Below are 14,768 nucleotides of genomic sequence, written 5' to 3' on the forward strand. Positions count from 1 at the left end.
TATTTGGAGAGAGATTCGAATTTTCTTCGAAGTAAATACTAGATGGCCACTTACTTTGCACGAAAATTCTCTAAAGCTTCGTTCATTATCTCTTCACCGTGAAGGCCTAAATAACGCCTGACACACGACACTCACACCCGACTATCGCGATCTGCCCGGACGGCACTTCTTTCAAAAAAGCAGGACACCCAATGACTACAAGAAACGATTGTCTGGCGCTTGATGCGCAGGATGCTCTGGCCCCTCTGCGTCAGCAGTTTGCGCTCCCTGAAGGCGTGATCTATCTCGACGGCAACTCCCTGGGCGCGCGCCCGGTCGCAGCGCTGGCGCGTGCTCAAGCGGTGATCGCCGAGGAATGGGGCAATGGCCTGATCCGCAGTTGGAACATCGCTGGCTGGCGCGACCTGCCTGAACGTCTGGGCAATCGACTGGCAGGGCTGATTGGCGCCGGTGACGGCGAAGTGGTGGTGACCGACACCACCTCGATCAACCTGTTCAAGGTGCTCAGCGCCGCCCTGCGCGTGCAGGCCACGCGAGCGCCGACGCGGCGGGTGATCGTCACCGAGACCAGCAACTTCCCGACAGACCTGTACATCGCCGAAGGTCTGGCGGACATGCTGCAGCAGGGCTACACCCTGCGTCTGGTCGACAGCCCGCAAGAGCTGCCGCAAGTGATTGACCAGGACACCGCGGTGGTCATGCTCACCCACGTCAACTACAAGACCGGCTACATGCACGACATGCAGGCCCTGACCGCGCTGACCCATGAATGTGGCGCGCTGGCCATCTGGGACCTGGCGCATTCCGCCGGGGCGGTGCCGGTCGACCTGCATCAGGCGCGTGCCGACTACGCCATCGGTTGCACCTACAAATACCTCAATGGCGGTCCGGGCTCGCAAGCTTTCGTCTGGGTTTCCCCTGAGCTGTGCGATCTGGTGGCGCAACCGCTGTCCGGCTGGTTCGGTCATTCGCGGCAGTTCGCCATGGAGTCGCATTACCAGCCGCGCAGCGGAATCGCCCGCTATTTGTGCGGCACCCAACCCATCACTTCATTGGCGATGGTCGAGTGTGGTCTGGATGTCTTCGCCCAGACCGACATGGCCAGCCTGCGCAGCAAGTCCCTGGCGCTGACGGACCTGTTCATCCAGTTGGTCGAGCAGCGCTGCGCCGCTCACGAACTGACATTGGTCACTCCACGCGAACACGCCAAACGTGGCAGCCATGTCAGCTTCGAACATCCCCAGGGGTATGCGGTGATCCAAGCCTTGATAGCCCGTGGCGTGATCGGCGATTACCGCGAGCCGCGGATCATGCGGTTCGGCTTCACCCCGCTGTACACCAGCTTCACCGAGGTCTGGGATGCGGTGCAGATCCTCGGCGAGATTCTCGATCAGAAAACCTGGGCGCAAGAGCAATTCCAGATCCGCCACAGCGTCACCTGATACCCCTCGACGCCTTTGTCTTGCTGCCGCGAATTTCCCGGCAGCAGGGCTTCGGTCACCTCCGATAAGCACTTCTGTGAAAACACAATAATAAGGAACACGCAGAATGAAACAGTCCCTTTGGCCCGCCTTGCCGCTCGCCGTTACCAGCTGTCTCGGCCAAGTGGCCTATGCCGCACCCGACAATGGATTCGTTGGAGACAGCAGCCTGACCCTGACCAATCGCAATTTCTATTTCTACCGCAACAATCTCAACAATCCGGGTGGTCAGAACTATCGGGAGGAGTGGGCCCACGGGATCATGCTTGATTACCGTTCCGGCTATACCCAGGGCACTGTGGGCTTGGGAGTCGACGCCTACGCGCAGTTGGGGCTCAAGCTCGATAGCGGCAGGGGCCGTACCGGCACCGGATTATTGCCGGTCGATTCCGATGGGCGCGCCGAGGATGAGTATTCCGAAGCGGGTGGTGCACTCAAGGCGCGGATCTCGAAGACCGAACTCAAATACGGCAACTTGACACCGCTCAACCCGGTGTTCGGCACCGGCTCGGCGCGCCTGTTCACGACCTACGCCAATGGTTTCCAGCTGACCAGCAGCGAGTTGAAAGGACTGCAACTCGATGTCGGGCACTTCACCTCGGGCAATGACAGTGCTTCGACCAACGACGATGGCGCCCTCAAGGCGCTGTATGCCGGGATGGAAACCCGTAGCGTCGATTATCTGGGCGGCAGTTATGCCCTGAGCGATCAATTGAGCGTCAGCCTGTACGGTTCGCAGTTCGCTGATATCTGGCGGCAGTACTACGCCAACGCCAACTACAGCTATGCCCTGAGCGAAAGCCAGTCACTGAACCTGGATTTCAACCTCTATCGCACCAACGACTCTGGCCAGAGCCTGGCCGGCAAGATCGACAACACCACCTGGTCGCTGGCCGCCGCTTATAAGGTGGGTGCGCACCGCTTGACCCTGGCTTACCAACGGGTCGATGGCAATGAACCGTTCGATTATCTCGGCTTCGATCAGCAGCCGGGCACCTCGATATTCCTTGCTAACTCGGTACAGATCCTCGATTTCAACGCGCCCAATGAACGCTCCTGGCAGCTGCGTTATGACCTGGACATGGCGCCTTTCGGCGTGCCGGGCCTGAGCTTCATGTCGCGCTATGTGAGCGGTGACCATATTGACGACAGCCACTACGACGGCGGCCCCAATGCTGCCTATGGACGTTACGGCAGTGACGGCAAGCGCTGGGAGCGCGACCTTGAAGCGCGCTACGTGGTGCAGGAGGGCAAGGCCAAGGACCTGTCGATACGTGTGCGTCAGGCCAGTGTGCGCTCCACCGGCCAGGTCGCCCGAGCGGACACCACCGACAACAATGAAGTCCGGGTGATCGTCGAGTATCCGCTGAATATTTTCTAATCCGGTAACCCCCAAAAGATTTGCTCTCTTCAAGAAAGACAATATTCAGAGGACAGAAAAATGACCGATAACGCCGGTTTTGAAAACATCTCCAAGCGTGAGCAGGGCCTCAGGCGCCAGCTCACCTCGGGTCAAATGAGCATGATCGCTATTGGCGGTGCGATTGGCACCGGGCTGTTCATGGGCAGTGCCTACGCCATTGGTTATGCAGGGCCGAGCGTGCTGCTCAGCTACGCCATTGGCGCGATCATCACCCTGCTGTTGATGGGCTGTCTGGCGGAAATGACGGTGGCCCATTCGACCTCCGGCTCGTTCGGCGCCTATGCCGAATTCTATGTCAGCCCATTGGCCGGGTTCCTGGTGCGCTATGCCTATTGGGCGGCGATTGTGCTGGCAGTGGGCACGGAAGTGACGGCGGTGGCGATGTACATGAAGTACTGGTTCGCCAACGTGCCTGAATGGATCTGGATTGTTTCGTTCTCGAGCATGTTGATCGTGCTCAACGCCATCAGCGTGAAAACCTTCGGCACCTTCGAGTACTGGTTCTCGACCATCAAGATCGGTGCGATTGTCGGCTTCATCATCCTCGCGGTGTATGTGGTGTTCGGTTCCGGCAACGCGGATTACGGCGTGCACAATTACACCGCCCACGGCGGCTTTTTTCCCAATGGTCTGCAAGGGATGTGGATTGCGGTGATCGTCTCTATCTTCAGTTATCTGAGCGTGGAAATGATCGCAGTGGCTGCCGGCGAGGCGCAGGACCCGGAGCGGGCGGTGAAGAAGGCCTTTCGCGCGACCATCGTGCGGCTGGTGGTGTTCTACCTGCTGACCCTGGCCCTGATGTTGGCGATTGTACCGTGGGTCCAGGCCGGTCAAGCGCAGAGCCCGTTCGTCACCGTCATGCAGACCATCGGTATTCCCGGCGCAACTGGCGTGATGAACTTCGTGATCCTGATTGCGGCGTTGTCGGCGATGAACAGTCAGCTCTACATCACCACCCGAATGATGTTCAGCCTGTCCCGCGGCGGTTACGCACCCAAGTCCATGGGGTTGTTGAGTAAGACCGGGATCCCGCTGAATGCCTTGTTGCTGTCGAGCTCGGGCATTGCCCTGGCAACGTTGCTCAATGTGCTGTACCCGGAAAGCTCCTTCACCTTGATGATGGCGATCTCGATGTTCGGCGCGATCTTCACCTGGTTCATGATCTTCCTGACCCACTACTGCTTCCGTCGCTACCACGAGCGCAACGGCGAACGGAAACTGTCTTTCCGCATGCGCCTGTTCCCGTACACCACGCTATTGGGGCTGCTGCTGATGGGCGCGGTGATGATCACCACCTACTTCACCGATGCCTTCAAAATGACCTTGGTATTCGGTGTGCCTTTCCTGCTGATCCTCACGGTTGTCTACTGGATCTTCTTCAGAAAACCCAGGGCAGCCGTGGCGTTGAATCCGCTGCCGAAGGTTTAGAGGGCGCAAACATGCAATCCCGACCGGCAGTTTTCATAGACTGCCGAGTCGGCATTGATCCTGGGCCGCTATCAGTCCAACTCACACCCCTTAAGCACCAACCGGATAATCGTCTGCGCCGCCGCTTCATAGTCGGCCTCATCCAGTTTGGCCTTGCCGGTAACCGCAGTGATCTGCCAGTCAAAGTCGGCGTAGGTCTGGGTCCCGGCCCAGATGCTGAACATCAGGTGGTTGGGGTCGATGGGGGCGATCTGGCCGCGGTCGATCCAGGTCTGGATGCAGTCGATGTTGTGCCGGGCCTGGCCGTTGAGCTGCTCGACCAGGTCGGGGCTCAGGTGCGGGGCGCCGTGCATGATTTCGCTGGCGAACACTTTGGAGGCGAAGGGCAGGTCACGGGAGATGCGGATTTTCGAGCGAATGTAGCCGCTCAGCACTTCGCTGGGCACGCCATCGGCGTTGAATGGCGTCGAGGCCTGCAGGATGGGCTCGATGATGCTTTCCAGAACCTCGCGGTAGAGATTTTCCTTGGATTTGAAGTAATAGTAGACGTTAGGCTTGGGGAGCCCGGCCTTGGCCGCGATGTCACTGGTTTTGGTCGCAGCGAAGCCCTTGTCGGCAAATTCTTCACTGGCGGCACGCAGGATCAGTTCTTTGTTGCGCTCGCGGATGGTGCTCATAAACCAAGGAGTTCCTTGCCTGTTCTGGCGGTTGCGCATGGTAGCACCGGCCTCGCGCGGCGCTCAAGAATGCCCCGTCTGGCCTCGGGTCGCGCTATGCTGCGCACCATTCATTCAAGAAGGAAACCTGATTCATGGCGGGAAGCAGTTTGCTGGTGCTGATCGACGACATCGCCACCGTACTGGACGATGTGGCGTTGATGACCAAAATGGCCGCGAAGAAGACCGCCGGCGTGCTTGGCGACGATCTGGCGCTCAACGCCCAGCAGGTTTCCGGCGTGCGTGCCGAACGGGAAATCCCGGTGGTGTGGGCGGTGGCCAAGGGTTCGTTCCTCAACAAACTGATCCTGGTGCCCTCGGCCTTGGCCATCAGTGCGTTCATTCCGTGGCTGGTCACGCCGTTGTTGATGGTCGGTGGCGCTTACCTGTGCTTTGAAGGCTTCGAGAAACTCGCCCACAAATTCCTCCACAGCAAAGCTGAAGATCAGGCCGAACACGCAGAACTGGTCGAGGCTGTGGCCAACCCGGCGGTCGATCTGGTGGCATTCGAAAAGGACAAGATCAAGGGCGCGATCCGTACCGACTTCATTCTCTCGGCAGAAATCATTGCCATCACCCTGGGCACCGTGGCTGACGCTTCGCTGACCCAGCAAGTGATCGTGCTCTCGGGCATCGCCATCGTCATGACCATCGGCGTCTACGGCCTGGTGGCCGGCATCGTCAAACTCGACGACCTCGGTCAGTGGCTGGCCCTCAAGCCCGGGCAAATGGCCAAAAGCATCGGCGGCGGAATTCTGCGTGCGGCACCGTACATGATGAAAAGCCTGTCGGTGATCGGCACCGCGGCGATGTTTTTGGTCGGCGGCGGGATTCTGACCCATGGCGTGCCGGTGGTTCATCACTGGATCGAGAGTGTCAGCGCGGGGGCTGGCAGTGGCGGGTTTATCGTGCCGACGTTGCTCAATGCCGTGGCCGGGATTGTGGCGGGTGCGGCGGTGTTGGTTGGGGTTATGCTCGTGAGCAAAATCTGGAAAACGCTGAAAAGATAAGAAACTCTCTGCGCCCACATCCCTATCAGACTGTTCCTACAGGAGTTTCTTGGGCGCTCTCGTAAAATCCGCTCCGCTATTTGGCCGGTAATGGTCCAAATAGATTTCTGGTCGCTAAAGGATTTTGGGATGAAGTGGTATTTGTACGCATTGAAAAAGTATGCAACGTTCAAGGGGCGTGCCAGCAGAAAAGAGTTCTGGATGTTTTTTCTTGTGGAAACTTGTTTCCAAGTTCTATTTTTCGCAGTAGGTTTCGCCACCGAATTGAACAAAGAACCCTATTTTTTACTGATACTTCCAATCTATGGAGTTCTGACCGCTTGCCCTCGGTTAGCGCTGATTTGGCGCAGGTATCACGACATGAACAAAAGCGGGGTTAATTTCTTCTGGGTGGCTGTACCCCTTGTTGGACCGTTCGTTCTTCTTATCATGTTGGCGGCTAGCGGCACCAAAGGAGAAAATGACTACGGCCCGGATCCATTGGAGTCGCAGGTTGTTCATGCTTGATCGTTTTTTAACGTGTAGCTGATGAGCGACAAAGAAAAAAAGGCCATTCGACCCAAATCGAATGGCCTTTTTTGTTGCCGTTGGAATTACTCGGCGACCTGCAGCTTGCGCGATTCGGTGTATACGTAACGCACTTTTTCATACTCGAACGGTGTGTTCAGCTGGCCGTAGCGGAAGCTGTTCTGATAGCGCCTGTCGATGGTGCGCAGTGCCAGGACTTCCGGATGGTTGGAGCTGACTTCGGCTACGTTCAGGAAGTTGATCGCCGACTCGCCGGTGTAATCCACCACCAGGCCTGCAGTGTCGCGCAGGTTCGATGGACCGAGGATCGGCAGCACGAAATAGGCGCCACCCGGTACGCCATAGAAGCCCAATGTCTGACCGAAGTCTTCGCTCTGGCGCGGCAGCCCCATGGCGGTAGCCGGATCCCACAGGCCGGCAACCCCGATGGTGGTGTTGAGCAACAGGCGCGCGGTGGTTTCCATCGAACGCTGCCCTTTGAATTGCAGCAGGCTGTTCATCAGGTTTGGCACATCGCCAACGTTGTTGAAGAAGTTGCTGACGCCGGTGCGCAGGAAGCTTGGGGTAATGTAGCGATAGCCGTTGACCACGGGCAGGAATACCCATTGATCGAAACGGTAGTTGAAGTGGTAGACGCGGCGGTTCCACTCTTCCAGCGGGTCGTAAACGTTCAATGCGTTGAGCGTCGAACGTTCGAACTCCCGTTGATCCAGCCCCGGGTTGAATTTGAGTTTGCTCAGCGGTTGCTTGAAGCCGTCACTATCGACCACCACAGGTGCATTGGCTTTGCTGTTGTCGGCGTTGGCGACGCCTGCACAGAGTAACGCTGCGATCAGCAGAAGGTATTTAGCCACGGAAAAACTCCAGCATGGCATCGCTGTTGACGCGATAGTTGAGGTTGCCGCAATGGCCGCCCAATGGATAAACAGTCAAACGGTCGCCGAAGGTGCGACGCAGAAACCCCAGGTCGCCAGGGCCGAGAATCACGTCGTCGGCATTGTGCATGACGGAGATTTTCGGGCTGTCGTGCAGATAATCCTTGAGTGCATACAGACTGACTTGATCAATCAGTTGCAGCAGGCTGCCGCCATCGGTGCGGGCGCGCCACATCGGGATGACCTGTTCGGTGAGGTAGCAATCGAAGTCGCATTGCAGTGCGCGTTTTAGGAACGGCGTAAGCGTGGTGCCTTCGGTGATCGGGTATTTCGGTGGCGTGATCAGGCCACGACGGTTGATCAGGTCCGAGGTGAAGGCGATGTCGGCCGCCGAGAAACGGAACGAAGTGCCAATCAGCATGGCCATCTGCTCGTTGCTCAAGTGCTGCTTGGACTGCTGGAAGTCATAGAGCAGGGCATCGTTGAGGTCGATGTAACCCTTCTGTTGGAAGTAGCGGGTCAGTTTGTCCAGCACCAGTTCATAGAAAGTGGTGGTGTTGGTGATGCCTTTCACCTCTGTCTGTACCAGCTTGTCCAGGTTGGTGACCGAGGTGTAAAGGTTGACCGGTGGGTTGAGCAGCAAGACTTTCTTGAAATTGAAACTGCGGCGGGTTTCATCCAGGTGCGCCACAAAAGCCGCATCCAGAGCACCGAGGCTGTAGCCGCTCAGGTAATACTCGGTGATCGGCAGTTTCGGGTTTTGCGCCCGCACCGCCTGCATCACCCGATACATGTCTTCGGCATCTTCCTTGGTCACGCCGGGGGTGGCGAAGCGCGAGGCGGCGGTCATGAAATCGAAGCTGGTGGGCGACGACAACTGGACCACGTGATAGCCGGCCTTGTAATAGAGCTTTTTCAGGTACTCATTGAGAGTGCTGTCATAGCGCGCACCTGTGCCGGAGATCAGGAAAATCAGTGGTGCGGGTTGATCCTGCGTGGCGATGCGGTAGGTGAGTTTCTTTACCGGCCAGAAGTTGTCCGGCAGGCTGAACTCACGCTCGGGGCGCAACGTGACGCTGCGATCCTCCTGATTGATGTCGTCGTCCAGCGGCAGTTCCGGGCGTAACTCCGGCGGTGTCGTGGCGATGGTTGCCTCGAACGGGTTGGTCAGGGGGTAGCCGTAACTGGCGGCATCAATGTCGGCCGCCAGGGCGGACGCACTTAAAATCAAGCCGCCAAACAAGGCGGCGCAGCGCAAGGAACGGAGCATGACTAGATCCCTTAGAGGAAGGTGCCGGATGAAGTTCGCAGGCTATGACCATCGGATGTGCGTCAAAGTGCCATGCGTCGGCACCAAACAGGCCTGATTTCGGAGCAATGGTAGCTGGACGATACACTTTGCAGCCATCCGATGAACAGTTATCTGTTGATGTCATTGATGACGGTTGATGTCACTTGCTTACTGCGGGCAGGGGATTAAGCTGGCCGCCGATTTCATTGATTGGAGTGCTTCATGTCCCGCCGTTTGCCTGTGATGCTGTTGCTCGTTCTTCTGCCATTGTGGCTGGCTGCCAGTTATGGCGCGCGTTATGGCTTCATGGAGGATGCGCAATGGGTCGGCATCTGCGCTGATGAAGCCAGTCGCTGGGAATGCGTGGTGCGCTCAAACCTCGGGCTGATGATTCATTTCAAGGTACTGGGCTGGACAGCGCTCGGCGCGGCGCTGATCGGCTTCATCCTGCCGGGACGGGCAGGGTGGTGGCTGGCGGTACTGGCGCTGGTGTTCGGGTTGCCGGCGCTGGCGTTGTACAACACTACCTTGGCGGTATTTGCGGTGGTGATTGCGGCTTTGCGTTTGGTCCGGGCATCTCGTAGCGCCTGATCGGCAGCCTTCGCGGGCAAGCCTTGCTCCTACAGTTTAGAGTCGTTCGCAACTATCACGGTCGACATCAATCTGTAGGAGCGAGGCTTGCCCGCGAAGAGACCGCAAGCACGCTGAAGATCAGCCCTTGCGAACCCGCAAGCTGCGCCACAACGCCGCCACCATCAACACACTCACCAGCGCCCAACCCCAGGCCTGCTGGTTGTGCACACCTTCTTGATACAGTTGCGGCGCAATGCCGGCGCCGATGATGAAGGTCAGCAGGGCAATTTCCCGGCGCGGCACACTGACCGGACGGCACAGGTACACCAACGCAGGCAGGATGAACGCGACACTCGGGAAGCTGCGATAACGCGGGTCGAACACCATTTCCAGCATCATCACCGCCGCGGCAAAACCTGCCGTTGCCAGCCACCAGCCGGCGCGACGCTCCAGTGCATTGAAGGCACGTCCACGCCAGCCGGTCCGGGCGCTCAAGGTCAGCGCGGCATGGGCCAGCACCAACAGATTCAACCCCGTCAGCAAAGCGACCCATAGCCATTCACTGGCGAACCGTGTGGTCACGCGCGCCAGATCTCCCCAGGCACCCATCGAACAGGCGGCCAGTGCGCCGAGCAGCGGCAACACCAGCGCCGCGCGGGTGCTGCGAACGCGACCGCCGAGGATCAGCGTACCGATGAAGATCAAGCCACCCACCGCCAGCCATTGCGGCCAGTACGGCACGTTCGAGACCGGCCCGGCAAGTACGCCTTTATCCTGGCGATCGGCGTCGAACAATCCCCAATAACCCCCGACCGCACCTTCGCTGGCGCGTTTCCAGGGCTGGTCGAACGCCTCGATCAGGTTGTAATGCCAGCCTTGCTGTTCGGCCATGCTCACAAAGCTGCGAATGAACCTGGCTTCGTTGACCCGGCTCGGCAAAGCGGTTTCGCGCTGACGGCCTTCGCTCGGCCAACCGGTTTCGCCAATCATTACGTCTTTGGGGGCGAATTTGTTGCCGAACACCTGACGCACTTCGGCCACATGCTGCAGCGCGGCGTCGATGTTCGACGGATCGTCTTCCCAGTACGGCAGCAAATGGATGGTCAGGAAGTCCACCGCCGGAGCGATTTCGGGATGCTGGAGCCAGAACTCCCAGACGTCGGCGTAGGTCACCGGTTGTTTAACCTGGCTTTTGACCTTGTTAATCAGCGTCGCCAACTGTGCCCCGGTGACTTCCTTGCGCAGCAGGGTTTCGTTACCTACGATCACTGAGGTCACTACATCGGCGTTGGCATTGGCCGAGGCGATCAGCAGGTCAACCTCTTTTGCGGTGTCCATCGGGTTGCTGTTGACCCAGGCGCCGATCATCAGCTTCAAGCCGTGCTTGCGTGCAAGGTCAGGCAGGGCTTCCAGGCCGGTCATGGAATAGGTGCGGATGCATTCGAAACGGGTTGCCAGCAAGGCGAGATCGGCGTCCATGCGCTCGGGGCGCAGTTTGAACGGCACATCGAACGGCGATTGGTCTTTGTCGAACGGGGTGTAGGAGGCGCATTGCAGCTTGTGCGTCGCGCTGGCCACGTCCGGCAGAGTCACCGGTTTGCCAAGTCCATACCAGAAGCCACCGAGGGCAAAAAGCCCCAGCAGGCAAGCAAATAAATAAGCAAAAAAAGGAAAGCGGGATGTCGCGGGCATGGTCAGGCCGTCTGGGAACAAAGCCGCGCATGTTACCTGCATTTGTTCCGCGCTTGGTGGCCCGCATAATTTTGACATGCAAAGTTCAGGCGGGTTGGCGGACGGATTTGCGCCGGTTGCAGTTAATGGCCTTCTGATGTCGTTTCTCGATGCCTTGAGGTCGCTGGCAGAGCAGGTCGCAGTGGGCGGGGGGTTGATTATCGACGCGTCAGTGCTCTCATATAAAATCGCGCTGATGGTCGGACGGTTTGCGGTGAGGCGTGATGGGGCGCTGTGCACCATAACAATACGTTGAGCGGCTCGGCATCCGTCGAGCGCAGCACTTTCGGGGAAGTAACGATGAAGATGCGACGACTCTTGGGCGCAGGTGCCGCTTTGGTGCTGGCGATCAGTTCTACGATGGCCAGTGCTGAAGGCAAGGCAGTGACGATCGGTTATGTAGACGGCTGGTCGGACAGCGTCGCCACGACCAACGTGGCCGCGGAAGTGATCAGACAGAAACTCGGTTATGACGTGAAGCTGCAAGCGGTTGCCACCGGGATCATGTGGCAAGGTGTAGCCACTGGCAAACTCGACGCCATGCTGTCGGCGTGGCTGCCCGTGACTCACGGTGAATACTGGACCAAGAACAAGGATCAGGTCGTCGATTACGGCCCGAACTTCAAGGATGCAAAAATCGGCCTGATCGTGCCGGAGTACGTCAAGGCCAAGTCTATTGCCGATCTGAAAACCGACGACAGCTTCAAAAATCGTATCGTCGGTATCGATGCCGGTTCAGGCGTCATGCTCAAAACCGATCAGGCCATCAAGGACTACGGTCTGGACAACTACACCCTCAAGGCCAGTTCTGGTGCCGGCATGATTGCCGAGTTGACCCGTGCCGAGAAGAAAAACGAATCCATTGCCGTCACTGGTTGGGTGCCACACTGGATGTTCGCCAAGTGGAAACTGCGTTTCCTGGAAGATCCGAAAGGCGTTTACGGTGCGGCTGAAACCGTCAATAACATCGGTAGCAAGGGCCTGGAAGCCAAGGCGCCTGAAGTCGCGAAGTTCCTGAAGAACTTCCAGTGGTCTTCGAAAGACGAAATCGGCGAAGTCATGCTGGCGATTCAGGAAGGTGCCAAGCCTGAAGCCGCAGCGAAGGATTGGGTAGCCAAACACCCGGATCGCGTTGCCGACTGGGTCAAATGATTTGATCTGAAACGTCTAGTCAGCACCTCCCAAGGCCCCTTGGCATTTTTGCCAAGGGGCCTTTTGCTTTTTCATGTGTTTGATACATGCAGGAGAAATGAAGACTCGGTCATGTCGTTCTAATACTAAGGTCGTCTGGAACCTGTCCGGCAGCCGCATAAAGTGGATCACGTTCCAACTTAATCTGTGCTGCGAGGATAAAAACAATGAACGACAGCATTTACCTCTCGATTCAAAACAGCTCGCGTTTCAAAGAGCTGGTCAGCAAGAGAGAACGATTCGCCTGGATTCTTTCAGCGATCATGCTTGGGCTGTACTCCGGATTCATTCTTTTGATTGCTTACGGACCGCATATCCTGGGCGCAAAAATCAGCCCCGAGTCCTCAATTACCTGGGGCATTCCAATCGGGGTCGGGCTGATCGTTTCGGCCTTTATCCTGACAGGCATCTACGTGCGACGTGCCAACGGCGAATTCGACGACTTGAACAATGCAATTCTCAAGGAGGCTCAGCAATGATCCGGCGTCTAATGGCTCTATTGAGCATCGCAGCCTTTGCACCTGGCGCCTGGGCGGCTGAAGCCCTGACGGGTGCGGTACAGAAACAACCCCTCAACGTTTCCGCGATCCTGATGTTCGTGGCATTCGTGGGTGCAACCCTGTGCATCACTTATTGGGCATCCAAGCGTAACAACTCGGCGGCCGACTACTATGCGGCGGGCGGCAAGATCACCGGTTTCCAGAACGGCTTGGCGATCGCCGGTGACTACATGTCCGCGGCGTCCTTCCTGGGTATTTCCGCGCTGGTGTTCACCTCCGGCTACGACGGCCTGATCTACTCGATCGGCTTCCTGGTGGGCTGGCCGATCATTCTGTTTCTGATCGCCGAGCGCCTGCGTAACCTGGGCAAGTACACCTTTGCCGACGTGGCGTCCTACCGCCTGGGGCAAACACAGATCCGCTCGCTGTCGGCCTGTGGTTCGCTGGTGGTGGTGGCGTTCTACCTGATTGCGCAAATGGTGGGTGCCGGCAAGCTGATTCAGCTGCTGTTTGGCCTGGACTACCACGTTGCGGTGATCCTGGTGGGGATCCTGATGTGCGCCTACGTGCTGTTCGGCGGCATGCTGGCGACCACCTGGGTACAGATCATCAAGGCGGTGCTGTTGCTGTCCGGTGCCTCGTTCATGGCGCTGATGGTAATGAAGCACGTCAACTTCGACTTCAATGCGCTGTTCTCCGAGGCGATCAAGGTTCACCCTAAAGGTGAGGCGATCATGAGCCCGGGCGGCTTGGTGAAGGATCCGATCTCGGCGTTCTCCCTCGGCCTGGCGCTGATGTTCGGTACCGCTGGCCTGCCGCACATCCTGATGCGCTTCTTCACCGTGAGCGACGCCAAAGAAGCGCGTAAAAGCGTGCTGTATGCAACTGGCTTCATTGGCTACTTCTACATCCTGACCTTCATCATCGGTTTCGGCGCGATCCTGCTGGTCAGCACCAACCCGGCCTTTAAAGATGCGGCTGGCGCGCTGATGGGCGGCAACAACATGGCGGCGGTGCACTTGGCCAACGCGGTGGGTGGCAGTGTGTTCCTGGGCTTCATCTCGGCGGTGGCGTTCGCAACCATCCTGGCGGTGGTGGCGGGTCTGACCCTGGCGGGTGCTTCGGCGGTGTCCCATGACCTGTACGCCAGTGTGATAAAGAAGGGCAAGGCCAATGAGAAGGACGAGATCCGCGTCTCGAAAATCACCACCATCGCTCTGGCGGTGCTGGCGATCGGCCTGGGCATTCTGTTCGAGAAGCAGAACATCGCGTTCATGGTGGGCCTGGCGTTCTCCATCGCGGCGAGCTGCAACTTCCCGGTGCTGCTGCTTTCCATGTACTGGAAGAAGCTGACGACGCGTGGTGCGATGGTCGGCGGCTGGCTGGGGCTGGTCAGTGCCGTTGGCTTGATGGTGTTGGGGCCAACCATCTGGGTGCAGATCCTGGGTCACGAGAAGGCGATCTTCCCGTATGAATACCCGGCGCTGTTTTCGATGATCATTGCCTTTGTCGGTATCTGGTTCTTCTCGATCACCGATAAGTCGGCCGAGGGTGTGAATGAACGCGCGCTGTTCTTCCCGCAGTTTGTCCGTTCGCAGACCGGGTTGGGGGCGAGCGGGGCGGTTTCGCACTAAGGCTTTGAGTTTCTATATATAAGCTGAGCCACACAAAATGCCCCGGTCGAGAGATTGGGGCATTTTTTATTGGGGGGGTATCGGGTTCTGATCGTGTACATATCCGTTTCTGCGGTAGCGCCGGCCGGCGGTTATCGCCCGCCCTTGTAGGAGCGAGGCTTGCCCGCGAAGGCGGCCTGATAGTCGACCAGGGTCTTTGATTGTGTACATACCCGTTTCTGCGGTAGCGACGGCTGGCGGTTTCGCTTTTACAGCGAGTCACTTTCGAAAAGCCTGCGCGGCCCGGCGGAAAGTAACCAAAGCGCTTTTGCCCCGCCATTCGGTGCCTCGCTTAGGCTCGGCATGCCCTCACTCCGGCATCCTTGCCGCGGTGCCCCCTGCGCGACG

At 58.1% G+C, this 14,768-nt stretch carries 13 protein-coding genes; 9 read left to right on the forward strand and 4 right to left on the reverse strand.

Annotated features, from left to right (window positions below):
- The first annotated feature begins 191 nt into the window (after positions 1-191).
- The 3 genes from kynU (at position 192) to BZL43_RS23595 (ending at position 4,332) form a co-directional block, all read left to right on the forward strand.
- Positions 192-1,442: a kynureninase gene (gene kynU, locus BZL43_RS23585; protein WP_095634514.1), complete on the forward strand. Its 1,251-nt coding sequence runs from the start codon at positions 192-194 to the stop codon at positions 1,440-1,442.
- Positions 1,443-1,548: 106 nt separating this feature from the next.
- Positions 1,549-2,862 (forward strand): OprD family porin, encoded by a 1,314-nt coding sequence (locus BZL43_RS23590; protein ID WP_095634515.1) that lies wholly within the window; start codon positions 1,549-1,551, stop codon positions 2,860-2,862.
- A 60-nt stretch (positions 2,863-2,922) separates the two neighbouring features.
- Positions 2,923-4,332: an amino acid permease gene (locus BZL43_RS23595; RefSeq protein WP_095634516.1), complete on the forward strand. Its 1,410-nt coding sequence runs from the start codon at positions 2,923-2,925 to the stop codon at positions 4,330-4,332.
- A 71-nt stretch (positions 4,333-4,403) separates the two neighbouring features.
- Here the strand turns inward: BZL43_RS23595 and BZL43_RS23600 are convergent, their stop codons facing one another.
- A complete protein-coding gene (locus BZL43_RS23600; RefSeq protein WP_095634517.1) occupies positions 4,404-5,009 on the reverse strand; it encodes a TetR/AcrR family transcriptional regulator in 606 nt (201 codons plus the stop codon).
- Positions 5,010-5,143: 134 nt separating this feature from the next.
- Between BZL43_RS23600 and BZL43_RS23605 the strand changes: the two genes are divergently transcribed.
- Together BZL43_RS23605 and BZL43_RS23610 are read left to right on the forward strand one after the other, a co-directional pair.
- Complete coding sequence (locus tag BZL43_RS23605) at positions 5,144-6,058, forward strand: DUF808 domain-containing protein (RefSeq protein ID WP_095634518.1); 915 nt, start codon at positions 5,144-5,146, stop codon at positions 6,056-6,058.
- A 129-nt stretch (positions 6,059-6,187) separates the two neighbouring features.
- On the forward strand, positions 6,188-6,565 hold the full coding sequence (locus BZL43_RS23610) for a DUF805 domain-containing protein (RefSeq protein ID WP_168185138.1): 378 nt from the start codon (positions 6,188-6,190) through the stop codon (positions 6,563-6,565).
- A gap of 86 nt (positions 6,566-6,651) precedes the next feature.
- Here BZL43_RS23610 and BZL43_RS23615 read toward each other — a convergent pair whose 3' ends face one another.
- Together BZL43_RS23615 and BZL43_RS23620 are read right to left on the reverse strand one after the other, a co-directional pair.
- Positions 6,652-7,440 carry a VacJ family lipoprotein gene (locus tag BZL43_RS23615; RefSeq protein ID WP_095634520.1) on the reverse strand — a complete coding sequence of 263 codons (789 nt, stop codon included), beginning with the start codon at positions 7,438-7,440 and terminating at the stop codon, positions 6,652-6,654.
- Positions 7,433-8,731, reverse strand: coding sequence for a serine/threonine protein kinase (locus tag BZL43_RS23620; protein WP_095634521.1), 1,299 nt, complete (start codon positions 8,729-8,731; stop codon positions 7,433-7,435). The genes BZL43_RS23615 and BZL43_RS23620 overlap by 8 nt, the downstream gene beginning before the upstream one ends.
- Before the next feature lie 243 nt (positions 8,732-8,974).
- Here BZL43_RS23620 and BZL43_RS23625 point away from each other — a divergent pair, with 243 nt between their 5' ends.
- Positions 8,975-9,343: a hypothetical protein gene (locus tag BZL43_RS23625; RefSeq protein ID WP_095634522.1), complete on the forward strand. Its 369-nt coding sequence runs from the start codon at positions 8,975-8,977 to the stop codon at positions 9,341-9,343.
- Positions 9,344-9,463: 120 nt separating this feature from the next.
- On the opposite strand, the gene BZL43_RS23630 is transcribed toward BZL43_RS23625, so the two are convergent.
- Positions 9,464-11,059 (reverse strand): beta (1-6) glucans synthase, encoded by a 1,596-nt coding sequence (locus BZL43_RS23630; RefSeq protein WP_095634523.1) that lies wholly within the window; start codon positions 11,057-11,059, stop codon positions 9,464-9,466.
- A gap of 297 nt (positions 11,060-11,356) precedes the next feature.
- Here BZL43_RS23630 and BZL43_RS23640 point away from each other — a divergent pair, with 297 nt between their 5' ends.
- The 3 genes from BZL43_RS23640 to BZL43_RS23650 all read left to right on the forward strand — a co-directional run bounded on the left by BZL43_RS23640 (position 11,357) and on the right by BZL43_RS23650 (position 14,381).
- A complete protein-coding gene (locus BZL43_RS23640; RefSeq protein WP_095634524.1) occupies positions 11,357-12,208 on the forward strand; it encodes a glycine betaine ABC transporter substrate-binding protein in 852 nt (283 codons plus the stop codon).
- A gap of 206 nt (positions 12,209-12,414) precedes the next feature.
- A complete protein-coding gene (locus BZL43_RS23645) occupies positions 12,415-12,726 on the forward strand; it encodes a DUF485 domain-containing protein (RefSeq protein ID WP_007894282.1) in 312 nt (103 codons plus the stop codon).
- Positions 12,723-14,381 (forward strand): cation acetate symporter, encoded by a 1,659-nt coding sequence (locus tag BZL43_RS23650; protein ID WP_095634525.1) that lies wholly within the window; start codon positions 12,723-12,725, stop codon positions 14,379-14,381. The genes BZL43_RS23645 and BZL43_RS23650 overlap by 4 nt, the downstream gene beginning before the upstream one ends.
- Positions 14,382-14,768: the final 387 nt, after the last annotated feature.

The organism is Pseudomonas sp. PICF141, from assembly GCF_002286815.1.
In the GTDB taxonomy this organism is placed as follows: Bacteria; Pseudomonadota; Gammaproteobacteria; order Pseudomonadales; family Pseudomonadaceae; genus Aquipseudomonas.

What these genes read in the sequence shown, in the direction of transcription:
- kynU (WP_095634514.1), top strand. Translation starts at nt 192, where the DNA reads ATGACTACAAGAAACGATTGTCTGGCGCTTGATGCGCAGGATGCTCTG.
- BZL43_RS23620 (WP_095634521.1), bottom strand. Translation starts at nt 8,731, where the DNA reads ATGCTCCGTTCCTTGCGCTGCGCCGCCTTGTTTGGCGGCTTGATTTTA.
- BZL43_RS23640 (WP_095634524.1), top strand. Translation starts at nt 11,357, where the DNA reads ATGAAGATGCGACGACTCTTGGGCGCAGGTGCCGCTTTGGTGCTGGCG.
- BZL43_RS23625 (WP_095634522.1), top strand. Translation starts at nt 8,975, where the DNA reads ATGTCCCGCCGTTTGCCTGTGATGCTGTTGCTCGTTCTTCTGCCATTG.
- BZL43_RS23600 (WP_095634517.1), bottom strand. Translation starts at nt 5,009, where the DNA reads ATGAGCACCATCCGCGAGCGCAACAAAGAACTGATCCTGCGTGCCGCC.
- BZL43_RS23605 (WP_095634518.1), top strand. Translation starts at nt 5,144, where the DNA reads ATGGCGGGAAGCAGTTTGCTGGTGCTGATCGACGACATCGCCACCGTA.
- BZL43_RS23610 (WP_168185138.1), top strand. Translation starts at nt 6,188, where the DNA reads ATGAAGTGGTATTTGTACGCATTGAAAAAGTATGCAACGTTCAAGGGG.
- BZL43_RS23645 (WP_007894282.1), top strand. Translation starts at nt 12,415, where the DNA reads ATGAACGACAGCATTTACCTCTCGATTCAAAACAGCTCGCGTTTCAAA.
- BZL43_RS23630 (WP_095634523.1), bottom strand. Translation starts at nt 11,059, where the DNA reads ATGCAGGTAACATGCGCGGCTTTGTTCCCAGACGGCCTGACCATGCCC.
- BZL43_RS23650 (WP_095634525.1), top strand. Translation starts at nt 12,723, where the DNA reads ATGATCCGGCGTCTAATGGCTCTATTGAGCATCGCAGCCTTTGCACCT.
- BZL43_RS23595 (WP_095634516.1), top strand. Translation starts at nt 2,923, where the DNA reads ATGACCGATAACGCCGGTTTTGAAAACATCTCCAAGCGTGAGCAGGGC.
- BZL43_RS23590 (WP_095634515.1), top strand. Translation starts at nt 1,549, where the DNA reads ATGAAACAGTCCCTTTGGCCCGCCTTGCCGCTCGCCGTTACCAGCTGT.